General features: G+C 72.3%; 16 protein-coding genes. 13 read left to right on the top strand and 3 right to left on the bottom strand.

The window, feature by feature from the left end; genetic code table 11:
- Nucleotides 1-5: 5 nt before the first annotated feature.
- Entirely contained in the window at nt 6-1,322 is a 1,317-nt protein-coding gene (locus AB0300_RS06375; protein ID WP_366215678.1) for a glutamyl-tRNA reductase, read from the bottom strand.
- Between the two features lie 72 nt (nt 1,323-1,394).
- Here AB0300_RS06375 and hemE point away from each other — a divergent pair, with 72 nt between their 5' ends.
- Nucleotides 1,395-2,417: a uroporphyrinogen decarboxylase gene (gene hemE / locus AB0300_RS06370; protein WP_085605597.1), complete on the top strand. Its 1,023-nt coding sequence runs from the start codon at nt 1,395-1,397 to the stop codon at nt 2,415-2,417.
- A gap of 51 nt (nt 2,418-2,468) precedes the next feature.
- On the opposite strand, the gene AB0300_RS06365 is transcribed toward hemE, so the two are convergent.
- Entirely contained in the window at nt 2,469-3,362 is an 894-nt protein-coding gene (locus tag AB0300_RS06365; RefSeq protein WP_366215677.1) for an NAD(P)H-binding protein, read from the bottom strand.
- Between the two features lie 66 nt (nt 3,363-3,428).
- On the opposite strand from AB0300_RS06365, the gene AB0300_RS06360 reads away from it, so the two are divergent.
- The 11 genes from AB0300_RS06360 to AB0300_RS06310 all read left to right on the top strand — a co-directional run bounded on the left by AB0300_RS06360 (nt 3,429) and on the right by AB0300_RS06310 (nt 12,290).
- On the top strand, nt 3,429-3,740 hold the full coding sequence (locus tag AB0300_RS06360; protein ID WP_029989796.1) for a metalloregulator ArsR/SmtB family transcription factor: 312 nt from the start codon (nt 3,429-3,431) through the stop codon (nt 3,738-3,740).
- Between the two features lie 92 nt (nt 3,741-3,832).
- Complete coding sequence (locus tag AB0300_RS06355; protein WP_085605593.1) at nt 3,833-5,341, top strand: FAD-dependent oxidoreductase; 1,509 nt, start codon at nt 3,833-3,835, stop codon at nt 5,339-5,341.
- Nucleotides 5,342-5,510: 169 nt separating this feature from the next.
- Nucleotides 5,511-5,924, top strand: a complete 414-nt coding sequence (locus AB0300_RS06350) for a hypothetical protein (protein WP_025104874.1) — start codon at nt 5,511-5,513, stop codon at nt 5,922-5,924.
- Nucleotide 5,925: 1 nt separating this feature from the next.
- Nucleotides 5,926-6,333: a phage holin family protein gene (locus tag AB0300_RS06345; protein ID WP_025104873.1), complete on the top strand. Its 408-nt coding sequence runs from the start codon at nt 5,926-5,928 to the stop codon at nt 6,331-6,333.
- Nucleotides 6,320-6,592: a hypothetical protein gene (locus tag AB0300_RS06340; protein WP_025104872.1), complete on the top strand. Its 273-nt coding sequence runs from the start codon at nt 6,320-6,322 to the stop codon at nt 6,590-6,592. The genes AB0300_RS06345 and AB0300_RS06340 overlap by 14 nt, the downstream gene beginning before the upstream one ends.
- Nucleotides 6,593-6,672: 80 nt before the next feature.
- Nucleotides 6,673-7,350 (top strand): hydrogen peroxide-dependent heme synthase, encoded by a 678-nt coding sequence (gene hemQ, locus AB0300_RS06335; RefSeq protein ID WP_174235391.1) that lies wholly within the window; start codon nt 6,673-6,675, stop codon nt 7,348-7,350.
- Nucleotides 7,351-7,355: 5 nt separating this feature from the next.
- The gene (gene hemC / locus AB0300_RS06330; RefSeq protein ID WP_062765555.1) at nt 7,356-8,357 is read left to right on the top strand and encodes a hydroxymethylbilane synthase; all 1,002 of its coding nucleotides are present in this window, start codon (nt 7,356-7,358) and stop codon (nt 8,355-8,357) included.
- Nucleotides 8,354-9,151 carry a uroporphyrinogen-III synthase gene (locus tag AB0300_RS06325; RefSeq protein WP_025104869.1) on the top strand — a complete coding sequence of 266 codons (798 nt, stop codon included), beginning with the start codon at nt 8,354-8,356 and terminating at the stop codon, nt 9,149-9,151. The genes hemC and AB0300_RS06325 overlap by 4 nt, the downstream gene beginning before the upstream one ends.
- Nucleotides 9,148-10,125, top strand: a complete 978-nt coding sequence (hemB, locus tag AB0300_RS06320; protein ID WP_126894230.1) for a porphobilinogen synthase — start codon at nt 9,148-9,150, stop codon at nt 10,123-10,125. Before AB0300_RS06325 ends, hemB begins: the two co-directional genes overlap by 4 nt.
- A gap of 91 nt (nt 10,126-10,216) precedes the next feature.
- Complete coding sequence (locus tag AB0300_RS06315) at nt 10,217-11,539, top strand: glutamate-1-semialdehyde 2,1-aminomutase (protein ID WP_366215676.1); 1,323 nt, start codon at nt 10,217-10,219, stop codon at nt 11,537-11,539.
- Between the two features lie 301 nt (nt 11,540-11,840).
- Nucleotides 11,841-12,290 carry a hypothetical protein gene (locus tag AB0300_RS06310; RefSeq protein WP_025104866.1) on the top strand — a complete coding sequence of 150 codons (450 nt, stop codon included), beginning with the start codon at nt 11,841-11,843 and terminating at the stop codon, nt 12,288-12,290.
- A 55-nt stretch (nt 12,291-12,345) separates the two neighbouring features.
- Here the strand turns inward: AB0300_RS06310 and AB0300_RS06305 are convergent, their stop codons facing one another.
- Nucleotides 12,346-14,295: an ATP-binding cassette domain-containing protein gene (locus AB0300_RS06305; RefSeq protein ID WP_366215675.1), complete on the bottom strand. Its 1,950-nt coding sequence runs from the start codon at nt 14,293-14,295 to the stop codon at nt 12,346-12,348.
- 110 nt (nt 14,296-14,405) lie between these two features.
- On the opposite strand from AB0300_RS06305, the gene AB0300_RS06300 reads away from it, so the two are divergent.
- Nucleotides 14,406-15,467, top strand: a complete 1,062-nt coding sequence (locus AB0300_RS06300) for an enoyl-CoA hydratase/isomerase family protein (protein ID WP_366215674.1) — start codon at nt 14,406-14,408, stop codon at nt 15,465-15,467.
- Nucleotides 15,468-15,520: the final 53 nt, after the last annotated feature.

Here is a 15,520-nt window from a genome sequence, read left to right as displayed (position 1 = left end):
CCGGATCAGGCAGTGGCGGCGTCTTCGACCGCGTCCGCGGCAGGGGTGATCCCGTACAGCGTCGCGAGCGCGGCGGCGAACTCGTCCGCGCGGCCGGCGGCGGCGAGCTCATGAGCCCGCACGGTCGGCGTGTGCAACAGCACGCCCGAGAGGTGCCGCAGCGCCTGCTCGACCTTGCCGTCCTCGTCGCCACGGGCACGGGCGCGGTCGATCTCGCGCTCCAGCAGCTCGAAGATGTGCGAGCGGAAGGCGACGACCGACGGGGTCACGCTCTGGCGGGCACCGACCACGTGGAAGGTCTCCGCGGCTTCGCGGACGACGCTCCGGGCGGCATCCGTCGCCTGCAGCTCCTCCAGCGGGGCGTGCAGGCGGATGGTCTCCAGGTCGAGCAGCGCGACGCCCTCCAGCGCAGCCACGGCCGGGTCGACGTTCCGCGGCATGCCGAGGTCGACCACCAGCCGGCTCGGGACCCCGGTGGTGCCGCTGGTCGCGGCGACGGGGCAGCCCGCGGCGGCGAGGCCGACCGGCAGCTGCAGGTGCTCCGGGCCGAGCACGGGCTCGGTCGCGGTGGTGCAGGTGATCAGCAACGTGGAGTGCGCTGCCGTGCGCGCGTACTCCTCGGCCGGCACCGGGCGGATGTCGTGCTTGGCTGCGAAGATCTCCGCGCGGCCGGAGGGAGAGTAGACGGAGATGTCGACGGCGCCGCGCTCGCGCAGGGTCGCGAGGGTGACGGCCGCGTAGGCGCCCGTGCCGACCAGCAGCACGCGCTCGGCGGACCAGTCGGCGATGCGGCTGTCGGCGAGCTCCAGTGCGAGACGCACGAGCGAGCGACCGGCGCGGCCGAGGGCGGTGACGTTCTTGACCTTGCGCTGCGCCTGGCTCGCGCGCTGGAACAGCCGCTCGAGCTCGGGAGAGGTGGTGCCGTCCTTGCGGGCCGACTTCAGCGCCCGACGGACCTGGCCGGCGATCTCACCCTCACCGGAGACGACGGACTCGAGGCCGGAGGCGACGGAGAAGAGGTGCTCGGCGACGCGGCGACCGGAGTGCACGGCGTAGGCGCCGTCGAGGTCGGCAGCCGGGATGCCGGTGGCGGACTCGACCGCCTCGATGACGGCTTCCACGCCGATGGCGCCGGCCGCGGTCACCGGCTCGTCCATCTCCACGTACGCCTCGAAGCGGTTGCACGTCGCCAGGACCACGGCACCCTGCACGCACGGCGCCATGCCCACGATGGTGGGAGCGACGTCGTCGGGGGTGCGGCTCAGGCGTTCGAGCAGTTCGAAGGAGGCGGTCTTGTGACTCGCCGTCACACACAGCAGCACCCTTCGATTGTACCCGAGCATCCGAACCCGGGACTCGGCTGCTCCCTATACGCCGGATGGGAGGATGGGGGCATGGCACTCTCCGACGCCCCGCTGCTGCGCGCCCTCACCGGCGACCGCCCCGCCACCGCTCCGGTCTGGTTCATGCGCCAGGCCGGCCGCTCCCTGCCCGAGTACCGGGAGCTGCGGGTCGGCACGAGGATGCTCGACGCCTGCCTCACCCCCGACCTCGCCGCCGAGATCACCCTCCAGCCGGTGCGACGGCACGGCGTCGACGCGGCGGTGTTCTTCAGCGACATCGTCATCCCGCTGCGTCTCGCCGGCGTGGAGGTCGAGATCGAGCCCGGCCGCGGCCCCGTCTTCGCGAACCCGGTGCGCACGGTCGCGGACGTCGACCGCATCACGGCCATCGACCCGGAGAGCCTGGACGGCAGCGCCATCGCGGAGGCCGTCGGCATCGTCGTCGCGGAGCTCGGCGACACTCCGGTCATCGGCTTCGCGGGGGCGCCCTTCACCCTCGCCGCGTACCTCGTCGAGGGCGGTCCGTCCAAGGAGCACCTGCGCGCCCGCGGCATGATGCATGCGGAGCCCGAGGCCTGGCACCGTCTCGCGGGCTGGCTGGCGCAGATCTCGCGGCGGTTCCTGGAGACGCAGCGCGATGCCGGCGCCGCGGTCGTGCAGCTCTTCGACAGCTGGGCGGGCTCCCTCAGCCCCGCCGACTACCGCACCTTCGTGGCGCCGCACTCCCGCACGGCTCTGGACGGCATCGGCGTCCCGACCATCCACTTCGGCGTCGGCACCGGGCCCTTCCTCGGCGACATGCGGCTCGACGGCATCGCGGACGGCGTGGGGGTCGACTGGCGGCTGCCCCTCGATGAGGCCGCCGCGATCCTCGGCCCCGACGTGTCGGTGCAGGGCAACATCGACCCCGCGTTCCTCGGCGCGCCGTGGCCGGTGCTCGAGGCGCATGTCCGCGACGTGCTCGAGCGCGGTCGCGCGGCCCGCGGGCACATCCTCAACCTCGGCCACGGCGTGCCCCCGGAGACCGATCCCGACCAGCTCACGCGCATCGTCGAGCTCGTGCACGCCGGCTGACCTCCGTTCGAATCGCCTGCTTTGCGGCATCTGCGGCCCAGATGCAGCCATTCACGCGATTCGAAGCGCGCGCGCCATCCGCAGGTCCGACAGGCCGAAGCGCCCGGTGGGCAGTGCCGCGCGGATGCTGTCGTCGTCGAACGGTCGTGAGGGGCGGATGCCCTCCGGCGGCTCCGGAGCCCACGGCGCCGGCTCGCTCACACCCTCCGCGAGCATCCGCGCCTGCGCCTTCGCCACCAGGGGCACGACCATGGTCCACTCCGTGAACTGCGCGAGCACCCGCACGACCCAGGTCGGCACCGGGAGGAAGGCGGGGCGGCGTCCGGCGACACGGGCGATCCGGCGGATGGCCTCTCCGAGCGTCACCTCGTCCGCGCCCATCACCGCGACCGTCGGTTCCGGGATCCGCCCCTCCAGCGCGGCCACCAGCACGTCCGCGGCGTCCTCGACCGGGACCGGGCGGGCGGTGCGTTCGCGGTAGCCGACCGTCCAGAAGAAGGGGAGGGTGCGGACGGCGCGGGTCACGTGGTCGACCATGTGATCGCCGGGGCCGTAGATCATCCCGGACTTCAGGATCGTGTGCGGCAGTCCGGAGCCGCGGACGATCTCCTCGGCCTCCCACTTCGACTCGTGGTAGCCGGAGCCGCAGTCGGGACGGGCGCGGAGGAAGCTCACCATGACGAGGCGTCGGACACCGGCGCGGCGGGCGGCTTCGACGACGGCGGCCGTCCCCTCCACGTGCACGCGGCGGAAGGTCTGGTCGCCGATCTCCCGGTTGATCCCGGCGCAGTGGGCCACGGCGTCGCACCCGACGAACGCTGCGGTCAGCGCATCGACGTCCGTGATGTCCGTGCCGGAGCGTCGGGAGATCACCACGGGCTCCTCCAGGCGATCGGCGAGGGTGCGACCGACGAATCCACTGCCTCCGGTGATGGCGACCTTCATGGTGTTCTCCTTCGCTAATTAGCTATCTGGCGAAACTGTATCTAGCGAAGGTGCTATATTACAAGCATGGCCGACAGCGCATCCGACATCTTCGCGGCGCTCGCCCATCCCACCCGGCGGCAGATCCTGCAAGACCTCAAGGAGGGGGAGCTCGCCGCCGGGGAGATCGCGTCGCGGTTCTCCGCGAGCGGACCGACCATCTCCCGGCACCTGAGTGTGCTGCGGCAGGCGGGCCTCGTCAGCGAGCGTCGCGACGCCAATCGCATCTTCTACTCGCTCGTCGGCGAACGCCTGGCCCTCTCGGTCGGCGACTTCCTCTCCACCGTCTGCCCCGAGCAGATCGTCCTCCGCGAGGTCCGCAAGCGTAGTCGGGCCTGACCTCCGTTCGAATCGCGCACCTGGCTGCATCCGCGGCGATTATCCGGCCAATCGGGCGATTCGAAGCACAGGGGCGGTGGAAGGATGGAGGCATGAGCCCTGAGCGCCCCGCACCCGCTGAACCGGCCGACCTGGCCGCCCGTGCCGCACAGAAGCACGTCGTCGTGGTGGGAGGCGGCGTCGGCGGACTGGTGGCCGCCCGTGAGTGCGCGAAGGTCGGCATGCGGGTGACGCTGCTCGAGGGGTCCGAGGCCCTGGGCGGCGTGATCCGCAGGGTCGCCCTGGACGGGGTCGTCGTCGACGCCGGGGCGGAGAGCTACGCGACGAAGGGCGGGCACGTCCGCGCCCTCGTGGACGACCTCGGCCTCTCCGACCGCGTCGTGACGCCGCAGGCGGGAGGGGCGTGGCTCGCCGGGCTCCCCGGCGGCGGCGCGGCTCCGCTTCCGGCCGGCGGCATCCTCGGCATCCCCGGCAACCCGTTCCAGGACGACGTCCGCCGCATCATCGGCTGGTCCGGCGCCTGGCGGGCCTACCTCGACCGGGTGCGACCGCCGCTCACGATCGGGCACCAGCTGAGCCTCGGCCGCCTCGTCGCCTCGCGCATGGGGGAGAAGGTGCGCGACCGCCTCGTCGCCCCCGTCACCACGGGCGTCTACTCGGCATCCCCGGACGACGTGGACATCGATGTCGCCGCCCCCGGGCTCAACGCCGCCCTCACCCGCGTCGGATCGCTGTCCGGTGCGGTGCTGGCCCTCCGCGGAGAGGGTGCGTCGCGCGGCGCGAAGACCCCCGGTGCCGCCGTCGAGGGCCTCGTCGGCGGCATGAGCGTGCTCGTCGACGCCCTCGCGGCCGACCTCGACGAACTCGGTGCGACCGTGCGTACTCGCGTCCGGGCCCGTCGCCTCACCACCGACGGCACGACCTGGCGCATCGTGGTCGAGGAGCCCGCCGCAGACGAGCCGATCGAGGGGGAGGAGGCGACCCAGGAGGCGGAGCTCGTCGCCGACGCCGTGATCGTCGCGACCTCCGAGCACGGCGCGCGGGAGCTGCTCGCGGGCGCCGTACCCGCCCTCGCGGCCGCCGACGCCGCGCCCGCCCCCGAGATCGAGATCATCAGTCTGCTGCTCGACGCGCCCGCGCTGCGCACCCCGCCCCGCGGCACCGGCGTGCTCACCGTTCCGCACAGCCACACGGCGAAGGCGCTCACACACTCCACGGCGAAGTGGTCGTGGGTGCGGGAGGCCGCGGGCGACCGCGAGGTGGTCCGCGTCTCCTTCGGTGCGCAGGGGGAACCGGCGGCCACCGCGGCGCTGGAGGACGAGGCCGCGATCGACCTCGCCCGCCGGGAGGCCTCGGCGCTCCTGGGCGTCCCGCTGTCGCCCGCCCAGGTCGTGGCGGGTCATCGTGGGCGCTTCGTTCAGGCGCAACCCGCGTCGATCATCGGCTCGGGGGAGCGGCGTGCCGCAGCGCGTCAGGCCGTGCAGGCCGTGCCAGGACTGGCCGCTGTGGGTGCCTGGCTCGCGGGCACGGGGCTCGCGCAGGTCGTGCCCGACGCTGCGGAGGAGGCGGACCGCCTGCGCCGCGCTCTCCTCTGGGACTGAGCGTCCGCCGAGCACGCGCGAGTGCGCTCGACGCCTCTGTGTCAACCCTCTGATCGATTGATGCCGAAATCGGCATACGGCGTTACGCTGGGTACCTGATCGCGGTGGAGACGCGGGCGATCGGCGTCCCCCGGGACGGACCACAGCCGGAACAACGTGAGGAGACCCCATGAAGGGGAAGATCGGACTCGTCGTCGGACTCGGCGTCGGCTATGTGCTCGGCACCCGCGCAGGACGCGAGCGCTACGAGCAGATCAAGACGCAGTGGCTGAAGGTCTGGAACACCGACCCCGTGCAGGAGCGCGTCGACAAGGTCAAGGGCTTCGTCGGCGACAAGGCCGCCGCGGTCCCGGGAGCCGTCTGGACCGGTGCCGTGAAGATCGTGAAGTCGGTCACCGGGGACGGCACCCCCGGGCAGAAGCTCGATGCCGTCATCGCCTCCGGCAAGGACGCGGCCGAGGAGATCTCGGACGCCGCGGAGGACGCGGTCGACGAGGTCAAGGAGCGCGCCGCCGAGGCCCAGAAGCCCGCCGCGGCGAAGCCGGCCGCGAAGAAGCCCGCCCCGCGGAAGTCCGACGACTGACATGCCCCGCGGATATCGGGATCGCGCCGACGACAGTCTGCTGACGCTGCTCGGCGACCTGCCGGAGCTCGTCACCAATCTCGTCAAGGCCGAGATCGACGCGGCCAAGGCGTGGGTGTCGCGCACGGCGAAGGACGCGGGGGTCGGCTCCGTCTGGTTCCTCGTCGCGCTGTTCTTCCTGTTCTGGGCCGTGCCCGTGATCCTCGTCTTCGCGATCGCGGGACTGTCGTCGTGGTGGCCGGTGTGGCTGTCCGCGCTGGCGGTGTTCGGCATCCTCATCATCGCCGTGCTGCTGTTCGCACTGCTCGGCATCCTGAAGTTCCGCAAGGTGCTCCGTCGCCAGAACCCCGCGCAGGCCGTGGCCGAAGACATCCGAATCGTGAAGGAGGCCGGCGATGAGCACCCCTGAGTCGCTGCCGCGTACCGCGGTCCCCGCGGGAATCGTCGACCCCGTCGCCTCCGCGCGCGCCGAGCTGAAGGCGGCCCTCGCCGCCATCGAGGTCAAGGGGAACATCCCGCGGCGCGTCGAGAAGGCGTCGGCGCGCGCCGCCGTCAAGGCGCGTGCGTTCGCGGACCGCAATCCCGCTGCCGCGATCGCCGCGACGGTCGGGATCGCCGCCGCCGTCGGCGGGGCCGTGTGGGCCATCGCCCGCGCCATCGCGCGCTGAGCCACCCCCCGCACCGCCCTCGGGCGGGGGCAGTATTCCCCTGATTAGCGGCGCCTCCGCAAAGGGGGCAGACTGGGATCATGTCCGACCTGCGCGAAGAGAACCCGTCCGGTTACACCCTCTGGGCCGTCTGGCGACGCAATCCTGACGCCCCCGTCACCGAGAACGATGCGACCGAGCTCGAGTCGATCGTCTCGCACGTCGAGGACTCCGGCGTCACCGTCCGCGGCTTCTACGACGTCTCCGGGCTCAAGGCCGACGCCGACCTCATGGTGTGGCTGCACGGCGCCACCGCCGAGGAGCTGCAGAAGGCTCTCCGCCGCCTGCGCCGCACCGAGATGCTGCGCTCGCTCCTCCCGGTGTGGAACGTCATGGGTGTCCACCGTGACGCGGAGTTCAACCGCGCGCACGTCCCCGGCTTCCTCCGCGGCATCGAGCCCAAGGACTGGCTCTGCCTCTACCCGTTCGTCCGCACGCCGGAGTGGTATCTCGCGCCGGAGAGCGAGCGTCGCGCGATGCTCGCCGACCACGGGCGCAAGGGTGCGGCGTTCACCGGCGTCATCGCGAACACGGTGGCCTCCTTCGCCCTCGGCGACTACGAGTGGCTGCTGCCGCTGGAAGCCGACGAGCTGACCGACCTCGTCGACATGATGCGCGACCTCCGCTACACCGACGCCCGCATGTTCGTGAAGGAGGAGGTGCCCTTCTACACGGGGCGCCGCCTGCGCTTCGACGAGATCGCGGACGTGCTGCAGTAAGCGCCATGAGCACCCCCATCCGTCTCGGCACCCGCCGCAGCGCGCTCGCGCAGGCGCAGTCGGGTCACGTCGCCGCCGCGCTCGAGAAGGTCACCGGCCGCCGCGTCGAGCTCGTCCCGATCACCAGCGAGGGCGACACCAATCGCGCCTCGCTGTCGGAGATCGGCGGCCTCGGCATCTTCGCCACCCGTCTCCGCGAAGCCCTCCTCGCCGGCGAGTGCGATTTCCTCGTGCATTCCCTCAAGGACCTCCCCACCGCGGTGCCGGAGTCGCTCGTCATCGCGGCGACGCCCCGACGGGAGGATGCTCGCGATGTCGTGCTCACCCGACACGGCATCCCCCTGCACGAGCTGCCCGCAGGGAGCGCCGTGGGTACCGGGTCGCCGCGACGTATCGCCCAGGTCCACCGCCGTGCGCCTCGCGCCCACGTCGTGGACATCCGCGGCAACGTCGACTCCCGCCTCGCGCGCGTCACCTCCGGAGAGCTGGACGCCGTGATCCTCGCCGCCGCCGGCCTCTCGCGACTCGGCACGGATTCGCCGCTGCATCGGGAGGAGCTCGGCCTCGCGGAATGGCCGACCGCTCCGGGCCAGGGATCCCTGGCGGTCGAGACACGGGCGGACGCGCCGGAGGAGCTGCGCACGGCGCTGTCGGCGCTGGATCACCGGGAGACGCGGCTCGCGATCACCGTCGAGCGCGCCATCCTGGAGGGACTGGATGCCGGTTGTCAAGCCCCCATGGCGGCGCACGCCGTCGTCCAGGACTCCGAGATCCGCGTCAGGACGGTCGTCTACGCCCCGGACGGCGGTCGGCGGATCGGTCTGGACGTCACGGAAGCCCTGAACGGGGAGTATATTCATCGGAACGGCAGTGGCAATGGTGCGGATGCTGCCGATGGTGCAGACCCGATGCACGCAGCGCGTGAGTTCGGGCTCGCTGTTGCCCGTCGGCTGCTCGATCAAGGGGCGGCCGACCTCGTCCCTCAAGAGCAATCCGAATTGTCATGACCACTTCTGAAAGCAAGCAGGACCGACCGCTGGACGGCTGGCGCATCCTCGTGCCCCGTGGCGGCCCCTGGGGCGACAGCGTCGCCGCGAGCCTCCGCGCTCTCGGCGCCGTCCCCGTCGTCGCCCCGCTCATCAACTTCGCTCCGACCACGGATCAGGCGACCCTCGACCGTGCGCTGGAGCAGCTCGCGGCCGGCGAGTTCGACTGGCTGACCGTCACGAGCGCGACCACGGTGGACGTGCTGTTCGCCCACCGCGCCGTCGTGCCGAAGACCACGAAGATCGCGGCCGTGGGGGAGACGACGGCCGCGGCGCTGCAGGCCGTGGGCTACGAGGTGGCCCTGGTCCCCGAACAGGACAACTCCGCGCAGGGCATGGCGCAGCAGCTCATCGCTCTGGAGCACGAGCCGCGCCGCATCCTGGCGCTGCGCAGCGAGATCGCCAAGCCCGTCCTCAGCATCCTGCTGTCCGAGGCGGGACACGACGTGCACGGCGTCGTCGCCTATCGCACGGTCGGCGTTCCGGTGACGGAGCGCATCCGGCGCGACGTCGAGAACGGCCGGATCAACGCGATCCTCATCACCAGCGGTTCGGTGGCCGAGCAGGTGCGGGAGCAGTTCCCCGAGATCCCGGACGAGACGCTGCTCGCGGCGATCGGCCCGCGGACGGCGAAGGACGCCGAGCGCGCCGGCCTGCCCGTCTCGGTGGTCGCCGATCGGCAGACCATCGATGCGCTGATCGAGGCCGTGTCGCAGTTCACCCTTCCGCATGCGGCAGACGAGTTCGCGCCGTGAGCTTCCCCGACATCCGCCTGCGCCGACTGCGTCAGTCGCGCGCCGTCCGCGACCTCGTGCGCGAGACCTCTCTCGAGCCGCGTCAGCTCGTGCTCCCGCTCTTCGTCCGCGAAGGGATCAGCGAGCCGGTCGCCATCGGGTCGATGCCCGGCGTCGCCCAGCACTCGATCGACTCGCTGCGTTCCGCGGCCGTGGAGGCCGCGGAGGCCGGGATCGGCGGGGTCATGCTGTTCGGCGTTCCCGCCGTGCGCGACGCCCGGGGCTCCGGCGCGGACGACCCGCAGGGCATCCTGAACGTCGCCACCGAGGCGCTGGCGGCCGAGGTCGGCGACGCGCTCGTCGTGCAGACCGACCTCTGCCTCGACGAGTTCACCGATCACGGGCACTGCGGCGTCCTCGCCGCCGACGGCTCGGTGGACAACGACGCGACCCTGGAGCGATACGCCTCGATGGCCCTCGCCCAGGCGCGCGCGGGATCGCAGCTGCTGGGGCTGTCCGGGATGATGGACGGCCAGGTCGCCGTGATCCGTCAGGCGCTCGACGCCGAGGGCTTCACCGACACCCTGATCCTGGCGTATGCCGCGAAGTACGCGAGCGCGTTCTACGGCCCGTTCCGCGAAGCCGTGGACTCGCAGCTCCAGGGCGACCGCCGCACGTATCAGCTCGACCCCGGCAACCGTCGCGAGGGCGTGCGGGAGGCGCTGGTCGACGAGGACGAGGGCGCGGACATCGTCATGGTGAAGCCGGCGATGGCCTTCCTCGACGTGCTGCGCGAGGTGCGCGACGCCGTGACCGTCCCGGTCTGGGCGTACCAGGTGTCGGGCGAGTACGCGATGATCGAGGCCGCCGCCGCGAACGGATGGATCGATCGGCGCGCCGCGGTCCTCGAGTCGCTGCTGTCGATCCGCCGGGCGGGCGCCGACGCGGTGCTGACGTACTGGGCCACCGAAGCAGCCCGCTGGCTGCGCGGCTGAGCCTTCGTCGGCCGGCGGCCTCCGGGGGAGACGCGGCGGGTTAGCCTGGAAGGGATGCCGGGAGAGTTCCGTGCATCACGGAGGAGCCTCGATGACCGACCGCAATGACGACCTTTTCTCTGCCGCCCGTGCGGTGATCCCCGGCGGGGTGAACTCTCCGGTGCGGGCCTACGGGTCGGTCGGCGGGACGCCGCGGTTCATCGCCTCGGCGCGCGGCGCCACCGTGACCGACGCCGCGGGTCGCGAGTACGTCGACCTCGTCGCCTCCTGGGGTCCCGCACTGCTCGGACACGCGCAGCCCGAGGTCGTCGCCGCCGTGCAGGAGGCCGCCACCCGCGGGCTCTCCTTCGGCGCTCCGACCGAGGGGGAGGTCGAGCTCGCCGCGCTCATCGCCGACCGCGTCCGCTTCGGCGAGATCCGTCCCGTGGAGCGCGTCCGTCTCGTCTCGACGGGCACCGAGGCCACCATGACCGCGATCCGCCTCGCCCGCGGTGCGACCGGCCGCGATCTGCTCGTGAAGTTCGCCGGCCACTATCACGGCCACTCCGACGGCCTGCTCGCCGAGGCGGGCTCCGGGGTCGCCACGCTCGCGCTACCCGGTTCTGCCGGCGTGCCCGCACCGATCGCCGCGCAGACGCTCGTGATCCGCTACAACGACCCCGAGGCGCTCGCCGCCGTCTTCGCCGAGCACGGTCCCCGCATCGCGGCCGTCATCGTGGAGGCCTCGGCCGCGAACATGGGCGTGGTGCCCCCGCTCCCGGGCTTCAACCGCCTCATCGCGGAGACCGCGCACGCCCACGGCGCCCTCATGATCCTCGACGAGGTCCTCACCGGCTTCCGGGTGCACCCGGCCGGCTTCTGGGGCCTCCAGGCGCAGGCGGGGGAGGACTACCTTCCCGACATCCTCACCTTCGGCAAGGTCGTCGGCGGCGGTATGCCGCTGGCGGCGCTCGGTGGCCGTGCCGAGGTCATGGACCTCCTGGCGCCCCTCGGCCCCGTCTACCAGGCGGGGACGCTCTCCGGGAACCCGCTGTCCGTGGCCGCGGGCCTGGCCACGCTCCGCCTCGCGACGCCGGAGGTCTACGCGACCGTCGACGCCGCAGCCGCTCGGGTCTCGTCGGCTCTCGACCGCGCACTCGCCGAGGCCGGAGTGACCCACGCCCTCGCCTCCGCCGGCAACCTCTTCAGCGCCTCGTTCCGCGCCTCCGCCCCGCGCGACTACGCCGAGGCGCAGGCGCAGGAGTCGTTCCGGTACGCGGCGTTCTTCCACGCGATGCGCGAGCACGGCGTCGCGCTGCCGCCGAGCGTCTTCGAGGCCTGGTTCCTCACCGCCGCGCACGGCGAGGACGAGCTCCAGCGCATCGAGGCCGCCCTGCCGCACGCCGCCCAGGCCGCCCAGACCGCGCGCCCCTGACCGCTGCCCCCGCTGCTCGTTCGCGTAGTTCGTTCGCGTGAGAACAGGCAGCCGCGCGGGGGCAGGCACCCTTGGACCCCGTTGCCTGATCTCCCACGAACGCCTGCAGGCCCGAAGGCCGTCGGCAACAGGCCTTCGCGCGGAGCCAGGCTTCCGCCCGCGGCAGCGCCTGTTCGTGCGTGGGAGCCTGTCCTCGCGAAGGAGTCGTGAGGGCAGGACTGAGGGAATCCGACAAGGGATCGTTGCGTTCCTGTGAGCAACTTCCAGCCAACCGGGAGGACGGCGCTGGCAGACTGGGGGCATGGTGACGTTGTTGCTGGACCAGACGCAACTCGAGGTCGTGCTCTCGCCCATCGAACGTGCCGCCACCTTCCACCGCGAGAACGTCCGCATCGTGCGCGACACGATCACCAAGGTCCAGCTGACAGACGACGCCTGGACCTGGCTCCGCGGCGTCCCGAATCCGGGTACCCACATCCCGGGCGTGCTGGCCGCCGGAAGCTGGAAGGCCGCGGGGAGCCTCGACTTCGTGCTGATCCGCCGTCGACGTCCGAGCGTGGTCGTCGATCTCGAGGGCGATCCGCAGTACAACCGCCTGATCCTGACCACACGGCACGGCCTGGCGCTGACGCAGGCGCTGCGCCTCCCGGTGTCCGAGGAGCCCACGACGGTCGAGGAGATCGTCGCCACGGCTCCGACCCCGGTGTCGAAGGGCAGTCGGCGCCCGGTCATCCGACCACGTCCGGCCTGATCCCGGATGCAGAACGCCCTCCCGGTCGACCGGGAGGGCGTTCTGCTGCGGGGGCTCAGCCGTGGTGCTCGTCGTGGTGCTCGTCCCCACGGTCGTCCGCGGGGGCGTGCTGCTCCGCCGGGGTCTCCGTGTCGTCTGCAGACTCGTCGCTCGCGATCTCGTCCTGCGGAGCCCCCTCGCCGGACGACGTCTCCTCCGTCGGAGCGAGCGGGTAGTCGCGCGGTTCGTCCTCGTAGTAGGCGCGTGCGGCGGCGGCCAGCATCGAGCTCACGGCGGCCGATCGCGGGTCGTCGTCGGACGCAGGAGAGGCGTCCTCACCCTGCGCTGCGGCTTCGGCGATGTCCTCGGACGGGGCGGTCTCCTCGTCCGCCGACGAGGCGTCCAAGCCGGTGAAGAACTCCACGCCCGCTGGCTCCTCGTCACCGGAGGCGCTGTCGGGCGCGTCGGTGCTCGTGCTGTCGTCCGGTGCATCGGCAGCCGAGCCGACGGCCTCGGTGGGGGTCTCGGCGGGGGTCTCGTCGGTCGTCGACGGCGACTCGGACTCGGACTCGGTCCCGGTCTCGCCCTCGGTCTCGCCCGGAGCGTCCGTCGCCGCCGGCTGCGCGGACGACTCGGTCTCCGCGTCTGCGGACGCGGCTGCGAACAGGGCGGCGAAGGACCGCCGCGGAGACTCGGCGACGGGCGCGGGCGCACCGAAGAGGATGTCGTCGAACGACGGCGAGTCCTCGGCCTCCGCGTCGGCATCCGCATCCGCGGGCTGCGCGTCTGCGGTCGCGTCGACCACGGGCAGGATCCGGGTCGCGTCGTCGGCGGAGACGACGGGAAGGGCCCGGGTCGCATCCTCGTCCGCGGTGGCATCCGCCTCGTCGGTCGGAGCGGTGTCGTCGGCGATCGTCTCGGCGGTGACAGGGCCCGTGGCCTGAGGTGTCAGGTCGTCGGCGAGCGCGGCGGTGCCGCCGGCTGCGAGAGCCGCAGCGGCGGTCCCGGCGGCTTCATCCGTCGACGGGCCGTCCGTCGGAGACTCCTCTGCCGGAGCCTCGGCGGCGGTCGCGGACTCGGGATCCTCCTCGGCGGGAGCCTCCGTCTGATCGAGCGCCGGGGCGGTGTCGAAGCGGCCGCCCCGCATGAGGTCGATGAAGACGTCCTCCAGCGTCGGGCCACGCTGCACGAGCGTGCTGAGAGCGATACCGGCCTCCGCAGCGACGGCGCCGACGCGGCTGGCGTCGGTCCCGCGCACGGTCAGCCCGGAGCGGAGCACCTCGATGTCGAACCCGGCGGCGACCAGCGCGGTCGTGAGGCCGGGGCGATCGGCCGAGTCGACGACCACGGAGCCGCCGGCCGGATCGGCCAGCGTCTCGATGCCGCTCGACAGCACGAGGCGTCCCTTGGAGAGCACGAGCACGTGGTCGGCGACCTGCTCGATCTCGCTGAGCACGTGGGAGGAGACCAGCACCGTGCGCCCTTCGTCGGCGAGGCGACGCATCAGCAGCCGCATCCAGCGGATGCCTTCCGGGTCGAGGCCGTTCGCCGGCTCGTCGAAGACGAGGGCGCCGGGGTCGCCGAGGAGCGCGTGGGCGACGCTGAGGCGCTGGCGCATGCCGAGCGAGAACCCGCCGATGCGCGTGTCCGCCTCGCCCTCCAGGCCGACGAGGGAGATGACCTCGTCGACGCGGGCCAGGCGGATGCCGTTGGCCTTCGCGGCGATGGTGAGCTGACGGCTCGCCGTGCGGCGCGGCCGATAGGCCGTCTCCTCCAGCACGGCGCCGATCGTGCGCAGCGGCTGCCGCAGCTCGGCGTAGGCGGCCCCGCCGATCGTGGCGGTGCCGGACGTGGCGCGCACCTGGCCGAGCAGGATGCGCAGGGTCGTCGTCTTGCCGGCACCGTTGGGGCCGAGGAAGGCGGTGACGGCGCCGGGCTCGACACGGGCGGAGAAATCCGAGACGGCCGTCACCTCGTTGAAGCGCTTCGTCACATTCGTGAACTCGAGCACCTGTCCTTCGGGCATCCGGGACCTCTCGTTGCGATGAACAGTTCCTCCTATCCTGCCGGAAAACCGCCCCGGAACCCGCATTTCGTGCGGAATCCGGCCGCACGCGACGGGGTAGCCTGGCACCCGTGACCGATACCCCCGCCGCGCCCCGTGTCCTCATCCGCACCGAAGGAGCGCTCGGGCGGCTCACGCTCAACCGCCCCGAGGCGATCAATGCGCTCGATGAGGACATGATCGCGACCATCACGGAGGCGCTGGTGGCCTGGCGCGACGACTCCGACGTGCAGATCGTCCTCATCGACGGCGCGGGGGAGCGCGGCATGTGCGCGGGCGGCGACGTGCGTCGCCTGCACGGCCAGATCACGTCCGGCCATCCGGAGCAGTCTGCGGAGTTCTTCCGAGGCGAGTACGCGATGAACGCCATGATCGCGGAGTACCCGAAGCCCGTGGTCGCGCTCGCCGACGGGATCACGATGGGCGGCGGTATCGGTCTGGCAGGGCATGCCGCGATCCGCGTGGTCACCGAACGCTCGAAGCTCGCCATGCCGGAGACCCGGATCGGCTTCACGCCCGACGTCGGCGGCACCTGGCTGCTGGGGCAGGCGCCGGGACGGCTCGGCGAGTACCTCGGCCTCACCGGGGCCACGATGAACGGTGCCGACGCCGTGTACGCGGGCTTCGCGGATCACTTCGTCCCCTCCGACCGCCTCGACGCGCTGCGCGAGGCTCTGGCCTACCGCGCCGACCCGACGAGTCCCAGCGAGATCGTCCTGCTCTTCGACGAGACGCCGGAGCCGTCCTCGCTTCCCGCCGCGCGGGAGTGGATCGACGAGGCGTTCGCCGCCCCGACCGTGCCCGAGATCCTCGAGCGGCTCCGCGCGCTCGGCACCGAGGAAGCGGCGGCCGTCGCCGACCTGCTCGACGATCTGGCTCCGACGGGCCTCGTCGTGACGCTCGACGCCGTGCGGGAGGCCCGGGAGATGACCGGGCTCCGCGCCGCGCTGGAGGGCGAGTACCGGCGGGTGCTCTGGTTCGTGAACGAACACCCCGACCTGGTGGAGGGCATCCGCGCGCAGCTCGTCGACAAGGATCGCAACCCGCGGTGGCAGCCGGCTTCCCTCGCCGAGCTCGGCCCCGACGCCGGGGCGCCTGCCCGCGACTACGTTCCGCAGCCCGCGCTGTTCTGACGCGCGCCTCAGTTCTCTAGGGGCGGCCATTGATCGCCTGCGTGCAGAAAGAC

Origin of the sequence: Microbacterium sp. NPDC078814, from assembly GCF_040702645.1 — a bacterium.
Taxonomy (GTDB): domain Bacteria; phylum Actinomycetota; class Actinomycetes; order Actinomycetales; family Microbacteriaceae; genus Microbacterium.
Note: the sequence above shows the minus strand (reverse complement) of the source record. Positions and strands in the feature narration are given on the sequence as shown.

What these genes read in the sequence shown, in the direction of transcription:
- hemE (WP_085605597.1), top strand. Translation starts at nt 1,395, where the DNA reads ATGGCACTCTCCGACGCCCCGCTGCTGCGCGCCCTCACCGGCGACCGC.
- AB0300_RS06365 (WP_366215677.1), bottom strand. Translation starts at nt 3,362, where the DNA reads ATGAAGGTCGCCATCACCGGAGGCAGTGGATTCGTCGGTCGCACCCTC.
- AB0300_RS06360 (WP_029989796.1), top strand. Translation starts at nt 3,429, where the DNA reads ATGGCCGACAGCGCATCCGACATCTTCGCGGCGCTCGCCCATCCCACC.
- AB0300_RS06355 (WP_085605593.1), top strand. Translation starts at nt 3,833, where the DNA reads ATGAGCCCTGAGCGCCCCGCACCCGCTGAACCGGCCGACCTGGCCGCC.
- AB0300_RS06350 (WP_025104874.1), top strand. Translation starts at nt 5,511, where the DNA reads ATGAAGGGGAAGATCGGACTCGTCGTCGGACTCGGCGTCGGCTATGTG.
- AB0300_RS06345 (WP_025104873.1), top strand. Translation starts at nt 5,926, where the DNA reads ATGCCCCGCGGATATCGGGATCGCGCCGACGACAGTCTGCTGACGCTG.
- AB0300_RS06340 (WP_025104872.1), top strand. Translation starts at nt 6,320, where the DNA reads ATGAGCACCCCTGAGTCGCTGCCGCGTACCGCGGTCCCCGCGGGAATC.
- hemQ (WP_174235391.1), top strand. Translation starts at nt 6,673, where the DNA reads ATGTCCGACCTGCGCGAAGAGAACCCGTCCGGTTACACCCTCTGGGCC.
- hemC (WP_062765555.1), top strand. Translation starts at nt 7,356, where the DNA reads ATGAGCACCCCCATCCGTCTCGGCACCCGCCGCAGCGCGCTCGCGCAG.
- AB0300_RS06325 (WP_025104869.1), top strand. Translation starts at nt 8,354, where the DNA reads ATGACCACTTCTGAAAGCAAGCAGGACCGACCGCTGGACGGCTGGCGC.
- AB0300_RS06315 (WP_366215676.1), top strand. Translation starts at nt 10,217, where the DNA reads ATGACCGACCGCAATGACGACCTTTTCTCTGCCGCCCGTGCGGTGATC.
- AB0300_RS06310 (WP_025104866.1), top strand. Translation starts at nt 11,841, where the DNA reads ATGGTGACGTTGTTGCTGGACCAGACGCAACTCGAGGTCGTGCTCTCG.
- AB0300_RS06305 (WP_366215675.1), bottom strand. Translation starts at nt 14,295, where the DNA reads ATGCCCGAAGGACAGGTGCTCGAGTTCACGAATGTGACGAAGCGCTTC.